20 protein-coding genes are annotated in these 22,400 nt (G+C 67.3%); 7 read left to right on the top strand and 13 right to left on the bottom strand.

Translation table 11 applies throughout. The annotated features are described in order from the left end of the window. Positions 1 to 14 precede the first annotated feature (14 nt). Positions 15 to 1,547: an amidophosphoribosyltransferase gene (purF, locus tag ABW137_RS27255; protein WP_526404587.1), complete on the bottom strand. Its 1,533-nt coding sequence runs from the start codon at positions 1,545 to 1,547 to the stop codon at positions 15 to 17. Positions 1,548 to 1,675: 128 nt separating this feature from the next. Next, a complete protein-coding gene (locus tag ABW137_RS27250; protein ID WP_526404586.1) occupies positions 1,676 to 2,068 on the bottom strand; it encodes a sterol carrier family protein in 393 nt (130 codons plus the stop codon). Positions 2,069 to 2,084: 16 nt separating this feature from the next. Between ABW137_RS27250 and ABW137_RS27245 the strand changes: the two genes are divergently transcribed. Both ABW137_RS27245 and ABW137_RS27240 read left to right on the top strand, forming a co-directional pair. Then, positions 2,085 to 3,290, top strand: coding sequence for an MCE family protein (locus ABW137_RS27245; protein WP_526404585.1), 1,206 nt, complete (start codon positions 2,085 to 2,087; stop codon positions 3,288 to 3,290). A 42-nt stretch (positions 3,291 to 3,332) separates the two neighbouring features. Beyond that, positions 3,333 to 3,743, top strand: a complete 411-nt coding sequence (locus tag ABW137_RS27240) for a PPOX class F420-dependent oxidoreductase (RefSeq protein WP_526404584.1) — start codon at positions 3,333 to 3,335, stop codon at positions 3,741 to 3,743. 38 nt (positions 3,744 to 3,781) lie between these two features. Here ABW137_RS27240 and ABW137_RS27235 read toward each other — a convergent pair whose 3' ends face one another. From ABW137_RS27235 to ABW137_RS27205, 7 genes are read right to left on the bottom strand one after another with little or no spacing between them, the layout of a single operon-like run. Then, positions 3,782 to 4,396, bottom strand: coding sequence for an Rv0804 family intramembrane glutamic endopeptidase (locus tag ABW137_RS27235; protein WP_526404583.1), 615 nt, complete (start codon positions 4,394 to 4,396; stop codon positions 3,782 to 3,784). A 23-nt stretch (positions 4,397 to 4,419) separates the two neighbouring features. After that, positions 4,420 to 6,132, bottom strand: coding sequence for an alpha/beta hydrolase (locus tag ABW137_RS27230; RefSeq protein WP_526404582.1), 1,713 nt, complete (start codon positions 6,130 to 6,132; stop codon positions 4,420 to 4,422). Next, the gene (gene purL, locus ABW137_RS27225; RefSeq protein WP_526404598.1) at positions 6,129 to 8,432 is read right to left on the bottom strand and encodes a phosphoribosylformylglycinamidine synthase subunit PurL; all 2,304 of its coding nucleotides are present in this window, start codon (positions 8,430 to 8,432) and stop codon (positions 6,129 to 6,131) included. The genes ABW137_RS27230 and purL overlap by 4 nt, the downstream gene beginning before the upstream one ends. 53 nt (positions 8,433 to 8,485) lie before the next feature. Further along, on the bottom strand, positions 8,486 to 9,697 hold the full coding sequence (locus tag ABW137_RS27220; RefSeq protein ID WP_526404581.1) for a cation:proton antiporter domain-containing protein: 1,212 nt from the start codon (positions 9,695 to 9,697) through the stop codon (positions 8,486 to 8,488). A 32-nt stretch (positions 9,698 to 9,729) separates the two neighbouring features. After that, positions 9,730 to 10,086, bottom strand: coding sequence for a VOC family protein (locus tag ABW137_RS27215; protein WP_526404580.1), 357 nt, complete (start codon positions 10,084 to 10,086; stop codon positions 9,730 to 9,732). Between the two features lie 9 nt (positions 10,087 to 10,095). After that, the gene (locus ABW137_RS27210; protein ID WP_526404579.1) at positions 10,096 to 10,449 is read right to left on the bottom strand and encodes a VOC family protein; all 354 of its coding nucleotides are present in this window, start codon (positions 10,447 to 10,449) and stop codon (positions 10,096 to 10,098) included. A 14-nt stretch (positions 10,450 to 10,463) separates the two neighbouring features. Next, positions 10,464 to 11,753, bottom strand: coding sequence for a M18 family aminopeptidase (locus tag ABW137_RS27205; protein WP_526404578.1), 1,290 nt, complete (start codon positions 11,751 to 11,753; stop codon positions 10,464 to 10,466). Between the two features lie 52 nt (positions 11,754 to 11,805). Between ABW137_RS27205 and ABW137_RS27200 the strand changes: the two genes are divergently transcribed. Both ABW137_RS27200 and ABW137_RS27195 read left to right on the top strand, forming a co-directional pair. Further along, a complete protein-coding gene (locus tag ABW137_RS27200) occupies positions 11,806 to 12,828 on the top strand; it encodes a Dyp-type peroxidase (RefSeq protein ID WP_526404577.1) in 1,023 nt (340 codons plus the stop codon). Then, complete coding sequence (locus ABW137_RS27195; RefSeq protein WP_526404576.1) at positions 12,825 to 13,622, top strand: family 1 encapsulin nanocompartment shell protein; 798 nt, start codon at positions 12,825 to 12,827, stop codon at positions 13,620 to 13,622. The genes ABW137_RS27200 and ABW137_RS27195 overlap by 4 nt, the downstream gene beginning before the upstream one ends. A gap of 64 nt (positions 13,623 to 13,686) precedes the next feature. On the opposite strand, the gene ABW137_RS27190 is transcribed toward ABW137_RS27195, so the two are convergent. Beyond that, a complete protein-coding gene (locus ABW137_RS27190) occupies positions 13,687 to 13,863 on the bottom strand; it encodes a hypothetical protein (protein ID WP_526404575.1) in 177 nt (58 codons plus the stop codon). Positions 13,864 to 14,130: 267 nt separating this feature from the next. After that, on the bottom strand, positions 14,131 to 14,604 hold the full coding sequence (locus ABW137_RS27185; protein WP_526404574.1) for a gamma-glutamylcyclotransferase family protein: 474 nt from the start codon (positions 14,602 to 14,604) through the stop codon (positions 14,131 to 14,133). A gap of 184 nt (positions 14,605 to 14,788) precedes the next feature. On the opposite strand from ABW137_RS27185, the gene ABW137_RS27180 reads away from it, so the two are divergent. The 3 genes from ABW137_RS27180 (at position 14,789) to ABW137_RS27170 (ending at position 18,881) form a co-directional block, all read left to right on the top strand. Continuing rightward, positions 14,789 to 16,204 carry an NAD(P)H-quinone dehydrogenase gene (locus tag ABW137_RS27180; protein WP_526404573.1) on the top strand — a complete coding sequence of 472 codons (1,416 nt, stop codon included), beginning with the start codon at positions 14,789 to 14,791 and terminating at the stop codon, positions 16,202 to 16,204. A gap of 80 nt (positions 16,205 to 16,284) precedes the next feature. Beyond that, positions 16,285 to 18,036: a glycerol-3-phosphate dehydrogenase/oxidase gene (locus tag ABW137_RS27175; protein ID WP_526404597.1), complete on the top strand. Its 1,752-nt coding sequence runs from the start codon at positions 16,285 to 16,287 to the stop codon at positions 18,034 to 18,036. Then, positions 18,033 to 18,881, top strand: a complete 849-nt coding sequence (locus ABW137_RS27170; RefSeq protein WP_526404572.1) for a pseudouridine synthase — start codon at positions 18,033 to 18,035, stop codon at positions 18,879 to 18,881. Before ABW137_RS27175 ends, ABW137_RS27170 begins: the two co-directional genes overlap by 4 nt. A gap of 3 nt (positions 18,882 to 18,884) precedes the next feature. Here the strand turns inward: ABW137_RS27170 and ABW137_RS27165 are convergent, their stop codons facing one another. Together ABW137_RS27165 and ABW137_RS27160 are read right to left on the bottom strand one after the other, a co-directional pair. Next, positions 18,885 to 19,736 (bottom strand): DUF8017 domain-containing protein, encoded by an 852-nt coding sequence (locus tag ABW137_RS27165; protein ID WP_526404571.1) that lies wholly within the window; start codon positions 19,734 to 19,736, stop codon positions 18,885 to 18,887. A 223-nt stretch (positions 19,737 to 19,959) separates the two neighbouring features. Beyond that, on the bottom strand, positions 19,960 to 22,400 hold a 2,441-nt coding region (locus ABW137_RS27160), incomplete at its 5' end, for a beta strand repeat-containing protein (protein WP_526404570.1).

The raw sequence follows: 22,400 nt of genomic DNA, 5'->3' as shown, positions 1-22,400 counted from the left end.
CGACGGACGAGCCGTCAAGGGCGCCTGAGTGCGGAAGCGTTGTCGTTCTCGGCCTGTACCCCTGTGCGCGCGGCGTTGGCCAGCATGTGCTCGATCACGTTCTTGCCGAGGGCGGATTCGCTGGGCAGCTCGATCGGGTACTCCCCGTCGAAGCACGCCGAGCACAGCCGAGACGCCGGCTGCTCCGTGGCGGCGATCATGCCCTGATGTGAGATGTAGTTCAGGCTGTCGGCGCCGATCGCGCGGCGCACCGCGTCCAGCATCTCGTCTTCGTTGGCGCCCGCGTTGGACGCGTTCGCGATGAGCTCGGCGGGCGTGGCGAAGTCGATGCCGTAGAAGCACGGCCACTTCACCGGCGGTGACGCGATCCGCACGTGCACCTCGACGGCGCCCGCTTCCCGAAGCATTCGGATCAGAGCGCGCTGGGTATTGCCACGGACGATCGAGTCGTCGACGACGATCAGCCGCTTGCCGCGGATGACTTCCTTGAGTGGATTGAGCTTGAGCCGGATGCCGAGCTGACGGATGGTCTGCGACGGCTGGATGAAGGTGCGGCCGACGTAGGCGTTCTTCATGAGGCCCTGGCCGAACGGGATCCCAGACTCCTGGGCGTATCCGACGGCTGCCGGAGTACCCGACTCCGGCACGCCGATCACCAGGTCGCCGTCGACGGGGGCCTCGCGGGCCAGCCGCCTGCCGATGTCGACGCGGGTGGCGTGCACGGAACGGCCGCCGATGACGCTGTCCGGGCGCGCGAGGTAGACGTATTCGAAGACGCAGCCCTTGGGCGTGGGGTTGGCGAACCGGGTCGAGCGCACGCCGTCGGCGTCGATGGCCAAGAGCTCACCGGGCTCGATGTCGCGGACGAAGGCGGCGCCGACGATGTCGAGCGCTGCGGTCTCGGACGCGACGACCCAGCCGCGGTCGAGACGACCGAGGGACAGCGGCCGCACGCCATGCGGATCGCGGGCGGCGTAGAGGGTGTTCTCGTCCATGAACGTGAGGCAGAACGCGCCCCGCACGGTCGGGAGCAGCTCGAGCGCGGCCTGTTCGAGGGTGGCGTCGGCGGCGCCGTGCGCCAGGAGTGCGCCGAGGATGTCGGAGTCGGTGGTGGCGGCGGTGGCGCCGCGCATGCCGATCAAGCCTGCCTCGCGGGCACGGGCCGCGAGTTCGGTGGTGTTGACGAGGTTGCCGTTGTGGCCGAGCGCGACGCCGGTTCCGGCAGCGGTGTTGCGGAAGACGGGCTGGGCGTTCTCCCAGGTGGTGGAGCCGGTGGTGGAGTATCGGCAGTGCCCGACGGCGACGTGACCCTCCATGGCGGCCAGAGTCTGCTCATCGAAGACCTGGCTGACGAGCCCGAGATCCTTGAAGACGATCACCTGTGAGCCGTCGGCGACGGCAATGCCCGCCGCCTCCTGACCTCTGTGCTGCAGGGCATACAGGCCGTAGTACGTGAGCTTTGCCACGTCCTCACCAGGGGCCCAGACGCCGAAGACGCCACATTCTTCTTTGGGTTCGTTCTCCGGCTCGATCTGCGCGGCGGTCACGATCAGTGTGCTCCCTGGGGGCTGTGGGTGACGTTGACCAGTCTACGGGCAACACCACGCGAAGGTGGAATCGCAGGGTGGTGTCGGCGAATTGATCGCCGCACGCTTCAACGCATCGCTGCGCACTTTCATTTCGGCAGCTCGACGATCGGCAGCCAGTCGGCGATCTCGCCAGCCCGCGATCCCGAGGAGTGCACCGCCCCGCTGGCCACGGCGTCGGAGAGCACTAGCAGGCCGGTGGCCAGTAACAGCCATGTCCGGGGATCGGTCTCGACGACGTTGGGCGGATTGCCGCGGGTGTGAGCGAGGCCCGAGATGCATTGCACCGCAACGAATGGCGGCACGCGCACCTCGACGCTTGCGCCCGGCGCCAGCGCGGCCAGCGTGCGGGCGGTCAGCCGTACCGCCTCGGCAACCGCGCTTCGGTCGGGGGCGGGAAGCGTCCCGTCCCGCAGCCAGTCGGCGAGGGCCGACACGGCCTCGCGAGTCTTCGTCGGATCCGCAGTACGCCGAGCGGCCATACCCTAGTCTCCCAAAGTGTCTCTCGACCGCCACCGGCCGCCATACAAGCTGGCAGGAGCGATGCTGTTGGTGATGGTTGCGGCGTGCTCGGTGGTCATCGCCAAGCAGTTCCGGGGCGACTTCCTGGACCGGGCGCCGCTCGCCGTTGCCTACGACCGCTCGGGTCTGGTGGTCGATCCCGGCTCGAAGGTCACGCTCAACGGCGTCGAGATCGGGCAGGTCGAAGGCGTCGCCACGGCACGGCTCGACGGGGTGGAGCAGGCGCGGCTCTCGCTGGAGATCGACGATCGCTTCCTGTCCGCGATCCCCACCAATGTCGAGGCCGACGTCAAGGCGAGCACGGTGTTCGGCAACAAGTACGTCGCCCTGGCGTCCCCAAGACACCCCTCTGGCCGGACCGTCTCGGCCGGTGACGTCATCCGCGCCCGCTCGGTGACGACCGAGTTCAACACGCTGTTCGAGACGGTGACCTCGATCGCCGAGCAGGTGGACCCGGTCAAGCTCAACGAGACGCTGACGGCGTCGGCCCGGGCCCTGAGTGGGCTGGGTACTCGGTTCGGCGAGTCGCTGGAGAACGCGAACGTGATCCTCGACGACGTCAACCCGCTGATGCCGCAGTTGCGCAACGACGTCGCGCGGGCCGCGGAGCTGGCCGACGTGTACGCGAATGCCTCGCCGAACCTGTTCGACGGGTTGGATGCCGCTGCGGTGACGGCGCGCACGCTGAACGCCCAGAGTCGCGACGTGGACCGGGCTCTGATGGCGGCCATCGGATTCGCCGAGACCGCAGCCGATCCGCTTGAGCGCGGGGCGCCGTACCTGGTGCGGGGCGCGGCCGACCTGGTGCCGACGACGCAGCTGCTGGACGACTACCGCGGGATGATCTTCTGCACCGTGCGCAACTACCACGACGTCGGCCCGAGGATCGCGCAATCGCTCGGCGGCGACAACGGCTACTCGCTGGTGACGTTCGGTACCGTCTTCGGCGCGGGCAATCCCTACATCTATCCCGACAACCTGCCGCGCATCAATGCCCGCGGCGGGCCGGAGGGCAGGCCTGGATGCTGGCAGAAGGTCACCTACGACCTGTGGCCGCACCCGTATCTGGTGATGGACACGGGATACAGCATCGCGCCATACAACCACGTCGAGTTCGGCAGGCCGCTGGCCATCGACTACGTGTGGGGCCGCCAAATCGGTGAACTGACCATCAACCCGTGAGACCTTGACGTCAAGCCTCGTTGAGGTTTTACGTTGGCTCGCATGATCTTCGAACCGCACGAAATCGAATATCTGCGCAGTGCACTCGTCGGTAGGTTGGCCACCATGCAGCCCGACGGCACGATGCAGAACAGTCCCATCGGGTTCAGCTTCAACGAGGACCTCGGCACCATCGACGTCGCCGGTTACCAGATGTCGCGGAGCCAGAAGTTCCGCAACGTCGGGACCAACCCCAACGTCGCGCTGGTCGTCGACGACATCGCGTCGCAAGATCCGTGGCGGGTGCGCTGCCTGGAGATCCGCGGGACCGCCGAGCAAGCAGAAGTCGAAATCACCGCGCCCGAGCAGGACGGCGCGATCATCCGCATCACGCCACGCAGGATCATCAGCTTCGGCATCGACGATCTCGACACTCCAGCGCACCAGCTCCAAACACACAGTCGGAACGTTTGATTCGCCGCTGGGCAGAGTGCTCGAAGACCAGGGAACCGCTACCGGTCCCGTCGTGCTCGTTTCGCCTTCTTGACGGCCAGCGCGGCTGCGGCGCCGACCTCGTTGCTGGCTAGATGCGCGAGGATGGGGGCGGCGAGGCTGCCCGAGCGGGCGTGCAGCCAGCCGAACAGCCAGCCCGCCACCCCGGTGACCAGCACGGTGCCCGCCGCGGAGTCGCCTGCACCTCTGGCGTCCGGCACGTGTGACAATCCGAACGCGACCGCCTGCACCAGACGGCCCCAGCCTGGACCGAAGGCTCTAGCCGCAACGGTTCCCAGTGCCGCCCGAAACGCCGCCTCCTCGGACCAGACCGTGCCGATCGGGATGCGGACCAGCAGCCACGTTCCGACGGAGTCGGGCACGTCCCGCGCTTCCATCGCCGCGCGGACGGGCGGCAGCGCCGTGGATGCGACGACGACCGCGGACACTGCCCCGGCCGCGGCGAATCCCGTCCGCAGGCCCGCGCGGAGGCCCGCAGGCTGAAGTCCCAGCGGGGCTCGGGTCCAGCCGACGAGCCCGGTGGCCAGCGCAGCCTGTAAGGGCACGCGCCAGCGCGACGGAAGCCGCGGCGCAACCACCACGCTCCAGCACACCAGCGCGACAGCCAGGGTCAACGCCTGAATTCTCTTGCACAGCACTAGTATTCGGGACCGTTCACTTGCGATTCCCGTACGGCCGCACGCACGCGTTCGGTGTCGGCCTTGGTCCAACCAAGGGGCGGCAGCACGGCGAGCCAGCCGTCGAGGACCGACTCTCCGTAGTTGTGGCCGTGCCCGGCAGGAACACCCGACGCGTTGGTCATGTCGGCGCTGACCTGCCAGAAGGTGACGATGGGATACCACCGCATCGAGGTGGTGCGGTCGATTCCCGCGGGCTCGACGAGCCAGGCGGGCCTGGAGAACGTCAGATCCGGCGACCACCAAACGATGGGGTCCGAGGCGTGCTGCAGGAACAGAACCCTGGTGCCGTCCCATGCGGGCCCGGCGACGGCCGCTATCTCCTCGGAGCTGCTGGCCTGTGAGAATCGGACGGTTCTGCCGTTGTCGTAGCGGGGTTCGACCTCTGGGGTGCGGGGGTCGCGCCTCTGGACGAGCCCACTCCACAGCGAGCTCTCGTGTGGCGGGCCGACCCACAGCACCGCGGAAAAGCCCATTCGCGCGATGTCGGGAAGCCACTCGAACGCACCTTGGCCTGCCATCGAACCGAGGCTCTCGCCGTACAGGACCAGTTGCGGCCGGTTTCCTGCCGGCAGCTCACTCCATCGGTCGTGCACGGCGTCGATCAGCATGCGGCCCGATTCGATGGACTTCTCCCGGTCGCCGAGGAACGAAATCCAGCTCGGCAGATAGGAGTACTGCATGCCGACGAGCGCGGTGTCGCCGTTGTAGACGGTCTCCAGCGACCTGGCGGCGACGGGATTGATCCATCCGGTGCCCGTGGTGGGGACGATGACGAGCAATTGCCGGTCGAAGGCCCCGGTCCGTTCGAGTTCGTCGACGAGCACGTCGGTGCGGGCCTCGTCGGTGTCGGCGGTCTGTAGTCCGGCGTAGACGCGGATGGGTTCCTTGGCGGGACGGCCGTTGAGCTTGGTCAGTTCATCCGCGTGTGGGCCGCTGGCCACGAAGTTGCGCCCCTGGAAACCAAGCGAGTCCCAGGGCGCCAATGACGTTGGACTGCCTGACTTCTCGGGCAGGGTCGGCGCGGTCACGCCGTCGCGGGTGGTGGCGTTCTGGGGCTGGAAGACTCGACTGGCGCCTGCCAGGAAGCCGCGGTACAACACCCCGTTCACCAGCATCACCACCAGCACCACGACGATCGCCGTGCCGATGAACAGCGCGACCTCCTGATTCAGGTGCCACCGCCGGATTTGAACCCTGGCGAGGAGCTTGATGGCGTCGAGCAGGATCCGCGAGACGCCGACGCACACCCCGCCGACGAGTAGCGCGAGCACGATGGTGCGGAGGTAGCCGACGGTTCCTGGCCCCTCGATGCCCATCACCCTGGATACCTGGCGCTGCCACGCGGCGGCCGGAATCACCATCAGCACACACGCCGCGATCGAAAGGATCACGGTCGCGGCCTTCATCGCGTACAGCGTCCTCGTCGACGGTGGCCACCACTGGCGATGGCGTAACGCGAAGCGGTGGAACGTCTTTGCGACGACGACCCCGATCGCGTAGCCGATCGCCGCGTTGATGCCACCGATCAGACCGCCGAACAGCCAGTCGCGCGGCAGTAGCGAGGGTGTCAGGGACAGACAGAAGAACAGGGCTCCGAAGGCCACGCCGACGAAGTTCAGCCGGACCAAGCTCCATGCCCAGATCAGTAACGGATGGCGCTCTTCAGTCACCCGAAGATCCCGGGTAGCACGCCCTCCGACGTGCTCCGCAGCTCTTCGAGGGTCACGGTGAACTGGCCTTGCACCTCGACGGAGTCGCTGCCCTCGTCGACTACACCGATGCGCTCCGCGGGCAGCCCGCGGGCCTCGCACATCGCCCGGAAACGACTCTCCTCGGTGCGCGGCACCGCGACGAGCACTCGGCCCGCGGATTCCGAACACAACGCCACGAACGGGTCGGCGTCCTCGGGAAGGATGATGCGGCAACCAGTTTCGCCCGCAAGCGCAGCTTCGATGACCGCCTGGATCAACCCACCCTCGGAGAGGTCGTGCGCCGCGGAGATCAGGCCGTCGCGGGAGGCGGAGACCAGTACCTCGGCGATCAGCTGCTCACGGGCCAGGTCGACCTTGGGTGGCAGCCCCCCGAGATGGTCGGCGGTGACCTGCGCCCAGATCGAGCCGTCGAACTCGTCGCGGGTCTCGCCGAGCAGCATCAGCGTCTCGCCCGGCTCGGTGCCGAGTCCGGTCGGAATGCGGCGGTGCACGTCGTCGATCACGCCGAGCACCCCCACCACGGGGGTGGGCAGGATCGCTGTGGTGCCCGTCTGGTTGTAGAAGCTCACATTGCCTCCGGTCACCGGAATGCCCAGTGCCGCACAGCCATCCGCGAGACCACGCACGGCCTGCGAGAACTGCCACATGACGCCGGGATCCTCTGGCGAGCCGAAGTTCAGGCAGTTGGTGACCGCCACCGGTGTCGCCCCGGTGACCGCAACGTTGCGATACGCCTCGGCAAGCGCCAGCTGGGCGCCCGTGTACGGGTCGAGGTAGGTGTAGCGACCCGAGGCGTCGGTGGAGATCGCGACACCGCGGCCGGTGGCCTCGTCGATGCGCAGTACGCCGCCGTCGGCGTGCTCGGCGAGCACGGTGTTGCCGCGGACGTAGCGGTCGTACTGCTCGGTGATGTAGGCGCGGCTGCACAGATGCGGACTGCCAAGCAGCGCAAGGACGGTCGCGCGAAGTTCGGCGCCGGTCGCGGGTCGCGGCAAAGCTGCGGACGTATCGGCGTTCAGTGCATCCTGCGTGTCGGGCCGAGCCACCGGACGCTCGTAGACCGGACCCTCGTGGGCAACGGTGCGCGGCGGCACGTCGACTACGGTCTCGCCGTTCCAGGTGATCTGCAGTCGGTCGCCGTCGGTGACCTCGCCGATCACGGTCGCGAGCACCTCCCACTTGCGGCACACGGCCATGAAGGCGTCGACGTTCTCCGGGGCGACGACGGCACACATGCGTTCCTGCGACTCGCTGGACAGCACCTCGGCGGGTGTCATGAACTTGGCCCGCTGCGGAACCTTGTCCAACTCGATCGCCATGCCGCCGTCACCTGCGGAGGCGAGTTCGGAGGTGGCGCAAGACAATCCGGCACCACCGAGGTCCTGAATGCCGATCACCAGCCCGGCGGCGTACAGCTCGAGGCAGCACTCGATGAGCACCTTCTCCATGAAGGGGTCGCCCACCTGCACGCTGGGCAGCTTCTTGCGGCCGGGGCCCTCACCCTCGTCACCGCCAAACGTCTCGCTCGCCAGCACCGAGACGCCGCCGATGCCGTCGAGCCCGGTGCGGGCGCCGAACAGGATGATCTTGTTGCCGGTGCCGGAAGCGAACGCGAGGTGCAGGTCCTCCTTGCGCAGCGCGCCGACGCACAGCGCGTTCACCAGCGGGTTGCCTGCGTAGGACGGGTCGAAGACGGTCTCGCCGCCGATGTTCGGCAGCCCAAGGGAGTTGCCGTACCCGCCGACGCCGCGCACGACGCCGTCGAGCACGCGCCGGGTGTCGGGGGCGTCGGCCGCGCCGAAGCGGAGTTGGTCCATCACGGCGACGGGCCGAGCACCCATGGCCATGATGTCGCGGACGATGCCTCCGACGCCGGTGGCCGCGCCCTGGTAGGGCTCGACGTAGGACGGGTGATTGTGCGACTCGACCTTGAACGTCACCGCCCACCCGTCGCCGATGTCCACGACGCCCGCGTTCTCACCGATGCCTGCGAGCATCGAGGAGCGCATGGCCTCGGTGGTGGTCTCGCCGAAGTAGCGCAGATGCACCTTGGAGGACTTGTACGAGCAGTGCTCGCTCCACATCACCGAGTACATCGCCAGTTCGGCGTCGGTGGGCCTGCGACCGAGGATGCCGCGAATCCGCTCGTACTCGTCGTCCTTGAGACCGAGTTCACGGAAGGGTTGCGGTTGATCTGGGGTCGTGGCGGCACGCTCGACGGAGTCGACGGTTGTGGGCGAGCCGACGGAGTCGGCAATTGAGCCGGAGCCGACGGAGTCGGGAGGGGGGCCTGAGGGGGAGAACCCGGACGTCACGGAGCCATTCTATTGGCTCGCGCGCGGCTGAACGCACGCGCGGCGGCGGGCGCGCCCACGCCGTGGATCAACACGCTGCCGAGAACGGTCACCACCATGGTGAGCAGCGCCGCACCCTCGGCTTGGTCGGTGAGCACGTTGAAGGCGAGCAGGCCGAACACGATCGACGTCGTTCCGCGCGGACCCAGCACTCCGACGAGCAGGCGCTCGGGCCAGGTGAACCGCGACCCGAGCAGCGACAATGCGATCGGCAACAGCCGGACGAGGGTCAATGCCAGGAGGCAGAACACCACCAGGCCGATGGGGACACCGCCCGAAAGGGCGATCACCGCCGCGGCCCCGAACACGAACCACATGACGGTCGTGAGCAGGAATCCGACGTCGTCGATGAGCTCAAGCTCGCGGCGGATGTTCTGCGATCGGCGTAACCCGATGAAGGCGATGCCGCAGACGAAGGCGGACACGAAACCGTTGCCGTGAACGGCGATGCTCACCGCGTACGCGAGGAGCGGGGTGACGACGAGGATCACCCGCTTGGACTGTTCGGTCATCAGGTTCCGCTGTTCGGCGAGATTGCTCAGCACTGCGACCGCCGCGCCGATGGCCAGGCCGACCAGAATCGCCTTGAGCGCCTGGGGCAGGGCCGCGCCGAGGGCCTCGAGCGGGGTGCCTACATGGGAATGATCGCCGGCCAGGACCAACGCGAAGATGAAGATCGGCGAGATGATGCCGTCGTTGTAGCCCGCTTCGACGTTCAACACGGTTCGGACCCGCTCGGGGATGCGTTCGTCGCGCAGGATCGACGCCGCGGGAGCGAAGTCGATCGGCACCACCGCGCAGGCGATGATCAGCAGCACCGCCCACGACAGCCCGGGGAGCAGCCAGAGGCCGAGGCCCACCGACGCCGCGAGGCCGAGCGGCATCGCGACGAACAGCACGCGCAGCGCCGACCGCGGGTCGCGCCCGAACAGCCCGCCTCGGACGTCGGTCGCGTCGACGAAGAGCAGCACGGCGAGGATGATCTCGGCGGCACGCTGGGCCGACTCGGTGTTCAGCGTCTCGGCGAGGGCGTCGTGCGTGCTGAGCCCGACCACGACGCCTGCCAGGACCAGCACCATGGGCGCCGTGATCCGCCAACGCTCAAGGCGGCGGCCCACCAGCGCCCAGGCGCCGAGCACGACCGTCATCACGATGATCGACTCGAGCACGGCGCGATTGTGTCAAGCGGCTGGGTGCACCGCTATTCGGCTCCTACGCAGAAGGCGTTGCCAGCGGGATCCTCGAGGACCACCCAGCGAGGGTTGGGCTCGACCCCGTGGCGACTGGTCTCGATCGCCCCGAGCGCGATCAGCCGGTCGGCCTCGGCCTCCGGATCGGAGCTGACGAAGTCGACGTGGACGCGGTTCTTGCCCGGTGTCGGATGGTCGACCCGCTGGAAGCCCAGCCGTGGCCCGTTCGCCCGTACCAACACGACGAATTCGCCTGGCGCCGCCGGGTGAACCTCACCACCGACGGCGGTACACCACCACGCCGCGAGGCCGTCGGGGTCGGCACAGTCGACGGTGACCATCGCGACACTCAGGCTCTCGGCTGTCATCTCGCGTCGCTACGAGCCGCCCGCGGGCGCCACACAGAACGCGTTGCCCGCGGGATCCGCGAGCACCACCCAGCCGAAGCCGCCGAACGAGTTGCGGGCCGTCTCAGTCGCCCCGGCGGCCACCAGCCGAGCTACCTCTGCCTCGACGTCGTCGGTCGAGAAGTCGAGATGCAGCTTGTTCTTGCCCGGCGTCGGATCGGGCACGTTCTGAAAGCCCAGCTGTGGGCCGTCGGACCTGCTGACCAGCACGAACTCGCCGGGCACCACCACGTTCACCTTGCCGTCGAACTGAGCTGCCCACCAGCCCGCAAGCTCCTCGGGGTTGGTGCAGTCGAAGGCGACCGTCTCCATCTTGAGTGTCATGGCCCGAATCTAGATCAACCAGGTGACAGAAATGCCTGCAACGCCGCGGCGTACGCGTGCACGTCCGAGGCGCCCATGAGTTCGCGCGCCGAGTGCATCGCCAGCTGGGCGGCCCCGACGTCGACCGTCGGAATTCCGGTCCGCGCCGACGTCATCGGACCGATGGTCGATCCGCACGGAAGATCGGCCCGATGCTCGTAGCGCTGCATCGGCACGTCGGCCTGAGCACAGGCCAGCGCAAAGGCGGCCGCCGTCCGACTGTCGGTGGCGTAGCGCAGGTTCGGCTGCACCTTGAGCACCGGGCCAGCGTTGACCTCGATGAGATGGCTGGGCTCGTGACGCTCGGGGTAGTTGGGGTGGGTGGCATGGGCCATGTCCCCCGAGGCGACCATCGAGCCGGACAGCCGTCGCAGGAACGCCTCCCGGGTGCCGCCCGCGGCCAGCGTGATGCGTTCGAGTGTGGTGAGGAGCAGATCGGACTGCGCTCCGTGGTCCGACGTCGACCCCACTTCCTCGTGATCGAACAGCGCCAGCACCGGCACGTACTCACGCGGCTCGGCGGCGAGGAACGCCGCCAGCCCGGCATAGCAGGTGCCCTGGTTGTCCAGCCGTGGCGCACTGACGAGTTCACGGTCGGCACCGACCAGCGTCGAACCGGTCAGATCGTGCGTCATCAAGTCGGCAGCCAGCACGTCGGCAGGCTCGATCCCGGCTCGGCCCGCGACGAACGCGAGGAAGGAGCGCGCGCCCGAACCCACGCCCCACACCGCGTTGACGTGGCGCTGCGGGTCCAACGAGACGCCCTTGCGATCGTCGGACAGATGGATCGCCAGCTGCGGCACCCGCAGGAGAGGGTCGTCGATGCGGACCAGGACGTCGCGCACCGACGACCCGTTCCGGACCGAGAGCCGTCCGCTGATGCCGAGATCCCGGTCCAGCCAAGAGTTCAGCCAGGCACCGCCATACGGTTGCAGGGCCACCACCCGCCAACCGGTGACGAAGCGGTCGGGATGCTGTTTGACTCGGAGATTCGGACTGTCGGTGTGTCCGCCGACGATGCGGAACGGCAGATCGTCGTCCGCTGCCCGCCATGCGATGAGGGAGCCGGAGCGGACGGTGAAGTACCCGGGCGTGTCACCCGAGGACGGCCACGGATCGCCCTCGGACAGTTCGACGTAGCCCGCCGCGGCGAGCCGATCGGCCACGGTGACGCAGACGTGGAACGGCGACGGCGACGCGTCGATGAATTCGCAGAGGCCCTCGGCGGACGCGTCGAGGGAAGGGCCTGGCCTGTCTGAGGTCATATAGCCCATCCTTACCCGATGACACTGCTGAGGTGGCGCTAGGGTTCGATTCGTGACTCGTCGTCCGCAGCCGATTCTCACTCCGCTCACGCCTGCAGCGATCTTCCTAGTGGTCACCATCGACGATGGTGGCGAGGGCGTCGTCCACGATGCCTTCGCCGACTTGTCCGGCTTGGTGCGGGCGGTCGGATTCCGCAATCCCGCAGCGCATCTGACCTTGGTCACGGGAATCGGTTCGAAGGCGTGGGACCGACTCTTCGCGGGCCCACGCCCGGCCAAACTCCACCCGTTCCCCGAGCTGATCGGCGCGCGCCACCCCATTCCGGCCACGGCCGGTGACCTGTTGTTCCACATCCGCGCCGAGTCGATGGACGTGTGCTTCGAGCTCGGTGGCCGGGTCCTCGCCTCCATGGCGGGCGCGGTGACCGTCGTCGACGAGGTGCATGGCTTCCGCTTCTTCGAGCAGCGCGATCTGCTCGGGTTCGTCGACGGCACCGAGAATCCCGATGGGCCAGAGGCCGTCGGGGCGGTGCAGATCGGCGCGGAGGATCCCGACTTCGAGGGCGCCAGCTACGTCCACGTGCAGAAGTACACCCACGACATGGCGGCGTGGAATGCGTTGAGCGTCAACGAGCAGGAGCTGGCGTTCGGGCGCACCAAGCTCGAGGACATCGAGATGCCCGACGACGTGAAGCCCGCCAACTCGCATCTGGCGCTCAACGTCATCGAAGACGAGGACGGCAACGAGCTCCAAATCGTGCGGGCCAACATGCCGTTCGGCACCCTCGGAAACGGCGAGTCCGGCACGTACTACATCGCGTATGCGGCGGACCCCGACGTGACGGAGCGAATGCTGCGAAACATGTTCATCGGCGATCCGCCGGGAAACACCGACCGGATTCTGGACTTCTCGACCGCCGTCACGGGCACGATGTTCTTCGTGCCCACCGCGGACTTCCTCGACGATCCCCCGCCGGTGGCCGAAGCCCAGGCCGAGGCTTCACCAACCGCACCGACCCCACCAACCTCCAACGGCTCCTTGTCGATCGGCAGTCTGAAAGGGCAACCCCAATGAACAACCTCTACCGCGATCTGGCACCGATCACCGAAGAAGCCTGGGACGAAATCGAAGAAGAGGCGACCCGAACCTTCAAGCGGCACATCGCCGGTCGCCGCGTCGTCGACGTGAGCGAGCCAGGCGGGCCCGGTAAGGCGGCGGTCAGCACGGGGCACCTGGTGAACGTCGCGCCGCCGGGTGAGGGTGTCGTGGCCCACCTGCGCGAGAGCAGGCCGCTGGTTCGGTTGCGCGTGCCATTCACCATCAGGCGCACCGACATCGACGACGTCGAGCGCGGTTCGCAAGACTCCGACTGGGATCCCGTCAAGGAGGCCGCCAAGCAGCTGGCCTTCGCCGAGGACAGGGCGATCTTCGAGGGGTACGAAGCCGCGCAGATCGGCGGGATTCGCAAGTGCAGCTCGAATCCGGCCCTTGCGCTGCCGAGTGACCCCAAGGAAATCCCGGACGTGATCTCCCAGGCGCTGTCGGAACTGCGGCTGGCCGGTGTCGACGGGCCGTATTCGGTGCTGCTCTCGGCCGACGTCTACACCCAGGTCAGTGAGACCACCGCGCATGGCTATCCGATTCGGGAGCACCTCAACCGCCTCGTCGACGGTGACATCATCTGGGCGCCCGCAATCGACGGGGCGTTCGTGTTGTCCACCCGCGGAGGCGACTTCGACCTGCAGTTGGGCACCGACGCATCGATCGGCTATCTGTCCCACGACGCCGAGGTCGTCCAGCTGTATCTGGAGGAGACGCTGACGTTCCTCTGCTACACCGCCGAAGCATCGGTCGCGCTGACCCCGTAGCCCGCCTTCGAACCACGAAAGAGGGGCACCCCGTTTTGGGGTGCCCCTCTTCGTGTCTGGTGTCTTAGCGGCCGTTGCCGACGGTGGAGGTGACCTGGCCGGTGGTGGCGGAGTGCTGGATGTCGTTGATCCACTGGTGGTGGGTCAGGTCGGCGTTGGCGGGGGCGGCGAAGCCGAGGACGGCGGCGGTGAGGCCGGCGGCGATGGCGGTGGTGATGGTGGCGAAGCCGAAGTTCTTCATGGTCGTTCTTCTTTCGTGAGTGACTCTGTTTCTGGTTCCGGTGGGGAGGCCTTCCCGGCCGGTCTGATGGCTATAACCGGCAGGTCAGGGCGTTGATTTCCGCTGGCAGTGATTGAGCGGCGGTTGGCAGGAATCGACCCGTTGGGCGTGGCGCGGCCGTCTGCGGGTACGGACCAACTCGCCGTCCGCCGCGAGGTCTGCGGGTCGGCTGAGATTCGTGGGGTACGGCACAGCCCGAGCGAGCGAGCGGGGCGGCGCCGGGTGAGGCTAGGTGCCGGGGCCGACGTTCTTTGCGGGGCGGGTCCGTAGGTCGTGGACGTACTCGTCGGGCGCACCCGCGATTTCGGCGGCTTCGGCCATCACGCCGAGATAGCGCGCCGAGGGGATGCCGCCCTCCCACGCGTCGACCACGTACAGCCACGCCAACACCGGGTCGGTGTCGGTGTCGGACGTCTCGCGGTCGACACGGCACCGAATCTTCTTGTGGAAGCCGAGCTCCGAACCCTCCCACCGGTCCAGGTTGACCTCGTCCTCCTTGGTCATGTCGTAGAGCACGACGAAGACCTTCGACAAGGGATCCTCGACGAGGGTGGCAAGCGCACCCTCCCAGCTGAGATCCTCACCGCCAAAGGTCAAGCGCCAACCATGCAGCCACCCCGTCCCCGCCATCGGCGAATGGGGTGCACGCTGCAACATCTGCTCCGGATGCATGTTCGATCCGTAGGCGGCATAGAGCGGCACTGGGCAAGCCTAAGGGGTTACCGGTGGGTTCGGTGGGCAGGAGCGCAGCGACCGGGGATTTGGTTCGGTGGGCAGGAGCGCAGCGACCGGGGATTCGACTCGGTGGGCAGGAGCGCGAACGGAGGAGACGACGGGCATCTCGCTTGCCGGGAGAGACACGGCATCGACCGACTAAGTTGGGTCCGTGGTTACCCGCATCGTGATCATCGGCGGCGGCCCCGCCGGCTACGAGGCTGCACTCGTTGCCGCGGGTCGCGGTCCCACCGTCGCTCAGGTCACCGTCGTCGACTCCGACGGCATTGGTGGCGCGTGCGTGCTGTGGGACTGCGTGCCATCGAAGACGTTCATCGCATCGACGGGCGTGCGCACGGAGTTGCGCCGCGCCAACGGCCTCGGCTTCGACATCGCAATCGACGACGCCAAGATCTCGCTCGAGCAGATTCACAACCGGGTCAAGACGTTGGCCAGATCGCAGTCGGCGGACATCGGATCGAACCTCCTGCGGGAGGGCGTCAGCATCGTGCACGGGCGAGGCGAGCTCGTGGACGACGTCGCTGGGATGGCGCATCACCGTGTGAAGGTCACCACACCCGACGGCAAGATCGGCGTTCTCAAGGCCGACGTGGTGTTGATCGCCACCGGCGCCAGGCCGCGCGTGCTGCCCAATGCGGTGCCCGACGGCGAGCGGATTCTGAACTGGCGCCAGCTCTACGACCTCACCGAGCTGCCCGAGCATCTGATCATCGTCGGTTCGGGTGTCACGGGCGCGGAGTTCTGCAACGCCTACACCGAGCTCGGCGTCCAGGTGACCGTCGTGGCCAGCCGTGACCAGATCTTGCCGCACGAGGACTCCGACGCGGCGGGGGTACTCGAGGAGACGTTCGCCGAACGCGGCGTGAGGCTGGTCAAGAACGCCCGCGCCGACACGGTCACCAGGACGGCCGATGGCGTCAAGGTCGCGATGGCCGACGGGCGGTCCGTCGAAGGCAGCCACGCGTTGATGACCGTCGGCTCCGTCCCCAACACCGAAGGCCTCGGCCTGGAGAAGGTGGGCATCGAGCTAAGTCGGGGCAATTACCTTGCAGTGGATAGGGTTTCGCGCACCACCGCGGCTGGTATCTACGCCGCGGGTGACTGCACCGGGCTCCTGCCGCTCGCGTCGGTGGCCGCCATGCAGGGTCGCATCGCGATGTACCACGCGCTGGGCGAGGGGGTGGCACCCATCCGGTTGCGCACCGTCGCCGCCGCGGTGTTCACCCGTCCGGAGATCGCCGCGGTCGGCGTGCCGCAGACCTCCATCGACGATGGCACCGTGCCCGCTCGCACGCTCATGCTGCCGCTGACCACCAATGCCAGGGCCAAGATGTCGCTGCTGCGCCGCGGCTTCGTGAAGATCTTCTGCAGGCCGGCGACCGGCGTGGTGATCGGTGGCGTGGTCGTTGCGCCGATCGCCTCGGAACTGATCCTGCCGATCGCACTGGCGGTCCAGAATCGGATCTCGGTGACCGATCTCGCACAGACGCTGTCGGTCTATCCGTCGCTGTCGGGCTCCACCGTGGAGGCCGCCCGCCGATTGATGGCTCACGACGATTTGGACTAAACCCCGTAGGCTCGACTTGGCAACGCCTACCGACGAGTAACTAGGAGCCCCCGGCTGTGAGCGACGCTCGCGAGCGACCCATCGACGGAGTTGACCCGATCCCCGGTCCGGGTAACGGGCAGACCCTGCTCGGCCCCGAACAGCGCGCGCAGGCGTGGGAACGGCTCGGCAGCGAGCAGTTCGACGTCGTCGTCATCGGTGGCGGCGTGGTCGGTGCGGGCGCCGCGCTGGACGCCGCCACCCGTGGCCTCAAGGTGGCGCTCGTCGAGGCTCGCGACTTCGCGTCGGGCACGTCGAGTCGGTCGTCGAAGATGTTCCATGGCGGCCTGCGCTACCTCGAACAGCTCGAGTTCGGCCTGGTGCGTGAGGCGCTGCACGAGCGTGAGCTGTCCCTGACGACCCTGGCCCCGCATCTCGTCAAGCCGCTGCCGTTCCTGTTCCCGCTGACCAGACGGCTGTGGGAGCGCCCATACGTGGCGGCTGGCATGTTCCTCTACGACCAGCTGGGCGGCGCCAAGTCCGTTCCCGCGCAGAAGCACTTGTTGAAGGCCGGTGCTCTGCGGCTGGCACCGGGACTCAAGCGCAGCTCGCTCATCGGTGGAATCCGCTACTACGACACCGTCGTCGACGACGCGAGGCACACCATGACGGTGGCGCGGACCGCGGCGCACTACGGCGCCGTGGTGCGTACGTCGACTCAGGTCGTTGCGCTGCTGCGCGAGGGTGACCGTGTGACGGGCGTGCGGATCCGCGACTCCGAGAACGGCGCCGTCTCCGAGGTGCACGGACACGTCGTGGTCAACGCCACCGGCGTGTGGACCGACGAGATCCAGGCACTGTCCAAGCAGCGCGGCCGGTTTCGGGTGCGCGCGTCCAAGGGTGTGCACATCGTGGTGCCGCGCGACCGGATCGTCAGCGAGGTCGCGATCATCCTGCGCACCGAGAAGTCGGTGCTGTTCGTGATCCCGTGGGGCACGCACTGGATCATCGGCACCACCGACACCGACTGGAACCTCGACCTCGCCCACCCGGCTGCGACCAAGGCCGACATCGACTACATCCTCGGCCACGTCAATACCGTGTTGGCCACGCCGTTGACCCACGACGACATCGACGGCGTGTACGCCGGACTGCGTCCGCTGTTGGCGGGCGAGAGCGAGGAGACCTCCAAGCTGTCGCGTGAGCACGCCGTTGCCGTTCCCGCGCCGGGCCTCGTCGCCATCGCGGGCGGCAAGTACACCACCTACCGCGTGATGGGGGAGGACGCGATCGACGCTGCAGCGGAGTTCGTCCCCACCCGGGTGGCGACGTCGATCACCGAGAAGGTGCCGCTGATGGGCGCCGACGGGTACTTCGCGCTGATCAACCAAACCGAACACGTTGGGGCGCACTACAAGCTGCATCCGTATCGGGTTCGGCACCTGCTGGACCGCTATGGCTCGCTGATCGGCGAGGTGCTCGCGATGGCCGAGGGTCGTCCGGACCTGTTGACGCCCATCACCGAGGCCCCGGTGTACCTGAAGGTCGAGGCCTATTACGCCGCGGCGGCGGAGGGGGCCCTGCATCTGGAGGACATCCTCGCTCGGCGGATGCGCATCTCGATCGAGTACCCGCACCGCGGCGTGGATTGCGCCCGCGAGGTCGCGGACGTCGTTGCGCCCGTGTTGGGTTGGAGTCCAGAGGACGTCGACCGTGAGGTCACGACGTATCTGGCCCGGGTCGAGGCCGAGGAGATGTCGCAGTCGCAGGCCGACGATGAGTCAGCCGACGCGTTGCGTGCTGCCGCGCCCGAGGCCAGGGCCGAGATCCTGGAACCGGTGCCGTTGACGTGAGGCGCCCACTGCCCGATCGCGACGGGGTCGGGCCGGCGAGGGTGACACTCCGGGGTGGCGCCGTGTTGGTGGAGCTGGCGTCGCGGTTCGGTGAAGCTGCTGCCGCGAAAGTGCTTGCGGGAGAAGTCGTCTGCGCCGACGGCTCGGTAGTGCAGGCCGGGACGGTGCTGCCGTCCGGCGCGTCGGTGTACCTCTACCGCGACCTCCCCGACGAGGTACCCGTGCCCTTCGACATCCCGATCCTGCACCGCGACGACGACATCGTGGTGGCCGACAAGCCGCACTTTCTGGCGACGATGCCCCGCGGCGGGCACGTCGCGCAGACCGCGACCGTGCGGCTGCGGCGCTCCCTGGAGCTGCCCGAGTTGTCGCCTGCTCATCGGCTGGACCGGCTGACCGCGGGCGTGCTGCTGTTCACGGTGCGGCGCGAGGTGCGTGGTGCGTATCAGACGATGTTCGCGCGCGGCGGGGCGGCCAAGACGTATCTGGCGCGGGCGGGCGTTTCGTCCTTGGATTTTCCCTTGACGGTGCGGAGCCGAATAGTCAAGCAGCGCGGCCGGTTACAAGCCTTCGAGGAGCCCGGGGAGCCCAACGCCGAGACACTGGTGGAGCATCTCGGGGATGGCCTGTATCGATTGACCCCCCGGACCGGTAGAACCCATCAATTGCGGGTGCACATGGCGTCGCTTGGGCTGCCGATTCTCGGTGATCCGTTGTATCCGAACGTGATCGACGTGGCACCGGATGACTTCTCGACGCCGTTGCAGTTGTTGGCGCAGCGGTTGGAGTTCGACGATCCGGTGAGCGGGGTGCGGCGGGTGTTCGAGAGCGGGCGGACGTCGTGACCGTCAGGCGGGGCTGCGAAGGGTGGCGACGATCTTGTCGATGACGTCCGGTTTGGGCGTGGCGTTGGCGCCCTGTCTCAGGGAGACGAGGAAGACGACGGAGCCGTCCACGTTGGGCACGGTGGTGACGACGATGCTGTGCAGCGCCGTCGAGCCGTTGCAGGCATCGGTTGCCATGCCGCTCACGGTGGCGACCATCTGCACCGCCGGGTGGGTGCCGATGAAGAATTCGCGGACCGGGGTGAATTCGACCTTCGGCAGTTGACCGCCTCTGGTGTAGATGGATGAGACGGTCTGCGTTTCCTCCTCGAGCGCGGCCCCGATGTCCGGGTTGTTCGATCCCGTGACGCCTGCCATCGCGAGATTCTGCTTCGGGCACGTGGGATTGGCGATCGAGGATGCGGCGCCGATCTGACGAATGACGCACTGGCCTTCCTGACATGGTTGAGCCCAGCCCATGCGGACGCCGCACGCGGCGACCGTCCAGTCCGGTGGAACCGCGTAGGCCAACCCGTGGCGGTCGATGGTGGCATGCCAGCCGGGCTGCGAGTTCGGGTCTACTGCCGCGGTGAATCCCTCGCAGTTCATCGGTTGCCCTGCAACGCCGTTGGGTGTCAGTGGTGCGCCGTTCGGTTGTGGTGCCTGCTGGATGGCCGACGGCTGAGGTGCGGCCGACGAATTTGAGCCTGCGTCGTCACCTTTGGACTTCGAGATGACTACGGCGGCCAGCACCACGATGATGACGACGGCGATTGCGAGCGCGACCCACAACCACGATGACGCACGGGGCGGTCGGACCGGATGGTCCGGATAGTCCTGGGCTGGCTGCAGCGGGCTCAGCGGTGGATGGTTCATCAGACGTTCTCCGACTGTGGTTGGGGCTCGACCCGTTATGTGTGTCTCGGTGCCGCTCCGGTTGTCGGGTCGTCGGTTTGAGCGCGAAGACCCTGCGAGCGGAGATGGTCACCTGCAGAGGCGGTCACCGTAATCCGTTCTGTCGCAACGACCGTGACGCCACCACGAAGATTCACCAGAAACTTCGCGGTGGCGTCACGTTGGGTGAGCCGGCGTCCTTGGATCAGACGGTGGGAGTCTGCGACGCCGGAATGATCGTCACCTGTACGGTGACGTCAGTGTCGACACTCCCGCCGTTTCCGTCGCTGACGGTCACGGTGAACGTGTCGTCGACCGTCCGCGGGGCAGTCGGACTGTTCGGCGGAACCGGAGCATAGGGCTGGCCGTCCCTCAGCGTCGTGCCGCCCTGGTCGTCGACGAGCAAGATCGGGTCGTAGGCGGTGTCTCTCAGGTTGAACACCGCGAACCCGAGGGTGTAGTCACCCGTTTGAGACACCCGGTAGGTCGAGGTCTGCCAGCCGGTCGATCCATACGAACCGGTGGAGTAGTCGCCGGTGCCAGTGTTCGTGTAGCCCAAGATGGCGTAGTTGCCTTCTGAGTTGTTGACGTACGTGGTCGGTGCCGGGCCGCTGCCCTGGTACACCAGCGTGGTGATCGACCCGTCGTTGTACGGTTGGTAGTCGGTGCTGATGTAGTTCCACGACATGGTGTAAGTCTTGTCGGCCTCCAGGTGCACGGTCTTCGAGATCCAGGCCGCGTCTTGGATGGTTCCGGCGCTCGTCGCGATGATGGCCTGCTGTTGTATGACCGTGAGGCCCAGTGCCGTTCCCGCTTGCGCGAAGGTCTGCGCCTCGGTGGGCGAGATCGCCGCCGCATGGCCATCCGGGGTATAGACCCAGCTTCGCGCCGGGACACCGTCGTCACTCGCCGGCGAGCTAAAGGTCAGCGATCCGGAGGTAACGCTGACACCGTCCCCAACGTTATCGACTGTTGGATCGAAGATCCCGGTTTGCGGCCCGACGTTCCAGCCCGCCAAGGTACCGTCTTCGAAGTCCGTGCCCGGGATCGCCGACGACGGAACGGGAACGTCGGGCGTGTAGACGAACGCCCCCGTCTGTGGATTGATGCTCACCGAACCGTACGTGGTTTCGGTGACAGGCAATCCGTAGGTCAGCGTGTCCCCATCTGCGTCGGTAGCGGTGACCGAGCCGTTGATGATGCCCGTCACCGAGTCGGGGGTGCCTGCGTCGACCACCGTGATCACCGGTGCGTCGTTGACCCCGGTGACGGTGACGGTGACGGTTCCGATGGCCGTGGCGGTTCCGTCGCCCACGGTATACGTGAACGTGTCGGTCAGGCTCTCACCGACCCCGAGCGCCTGTACGACCGGGTCGGAGTTGTTGAGGGTGTAGGTGATTGAGCCGCCGCTGAACGTCACGGAGCCGTGGCTTCCGTTGCTCACTGCGCTGACCGCCAACGGTTCGTCGTCGACGTCGGTGTCGTTGGCCACGACGTCGTAGGTGAGCGGAGTCGACGAATCCTCGCTGACCGTCCCCGCATGGTCCGGGTTGGCGACGGGGGCATCGTTGACGCCGGTGATCGTGATGGTGATGGAGGCACTGTCAAAGCCGCCGTTGCCATCCGAGACGAGGTAATTGAACGTCTCGGTCGCAGAATCACCCGTGTCGAGGGCCTGCGTGACGGCGGCCGGGGTGTAGGTGTAGACCCCTCCGGAGAAGCTCAGCGTACCGTTGCCCGGTTGGCCAACACCGACCGTCAGCGGATCGCCCTCGGCGTCGAAGTCGTTACCGGTGAGGCCCGCGACGGTGAAGGTCACGGTGCCGTCCTCGGTGACGAAGAAGGCGTCGTCGGCGGCCACCGGCGCGTCGTTGACGCCGGTGATCGTGATGGTGACGGTGCCGTCGTCGTCGGCGGTGCCGTCGGTGACGGTGTAGGTGAACGTGTCGGTCATGCTCTCCCCAGTGCCGAGCGCCTGCACGGCGGGGTTGGCATTGTTGAGCGTATAGGTGACGGTGCCGCCGGAATACGTGACGGTGCCATAGGTTCCGTTCGTGACACCGCTGACGGTAAGTGGCTCGACGTCGACATCGGTGTCGTTGGCGACGACGTTCACGACTACTCCGGCTGCGGTGTCCTCGGCAATGCTTGCGGTGTCGGCGACCGCGACCGGGGCGTCGTTGACTCCGTTGATGGTCACGGTGACCGTCCCGGTGTCGGTGGCATCACCGTCGGTGACGACGTAGGTGAATTCGTCGGTGGCGCTTTCGCCCTCGTCCAGCGTGTTCGGGTCGATCACCGAGCCCGCGAAGACACCGGGACCGGTCGTGTACAAGTTCTGCGGAAGCCCCAGGGGGACATTCTGCGAGAAGGTCGTGATGACGATCGTGACCGGTTGTCCCACCTCGAGGTCTGCGCTCACTCGCGGGCAGAAACCTTGAACACCTCCGCAGGTGCTGGCGTCGTGACTGTCATCGATGATCGCGACCTGATTCGTGCTCGGCGAAGTCGGATCGAAAGCTCCGTCATAGATGGCCATTACGGTGTCGACCGGCGCCGTGGTCTGTCCAAAGCTGTAGGACTGGGTGCTGGTTGGAGTGAACACGATGGCGATGTAGTTGCGAGTGCCCGAACCAAAGAGGCCAG

It is taken from the genome of Mycobacterium sp., from assembly GCF_040509115.1.
Lineage (GTDB): Bacteria > Actinomycetota > Actinomycetes > Mycobacteriales > Mycobacteriaceae > Mycobacterium.
The sequence above is the reverse complement of the archived record's forward strand: the minus strand, read 5'-3'. Positions and strand labels throughout refer to the sequence as shown.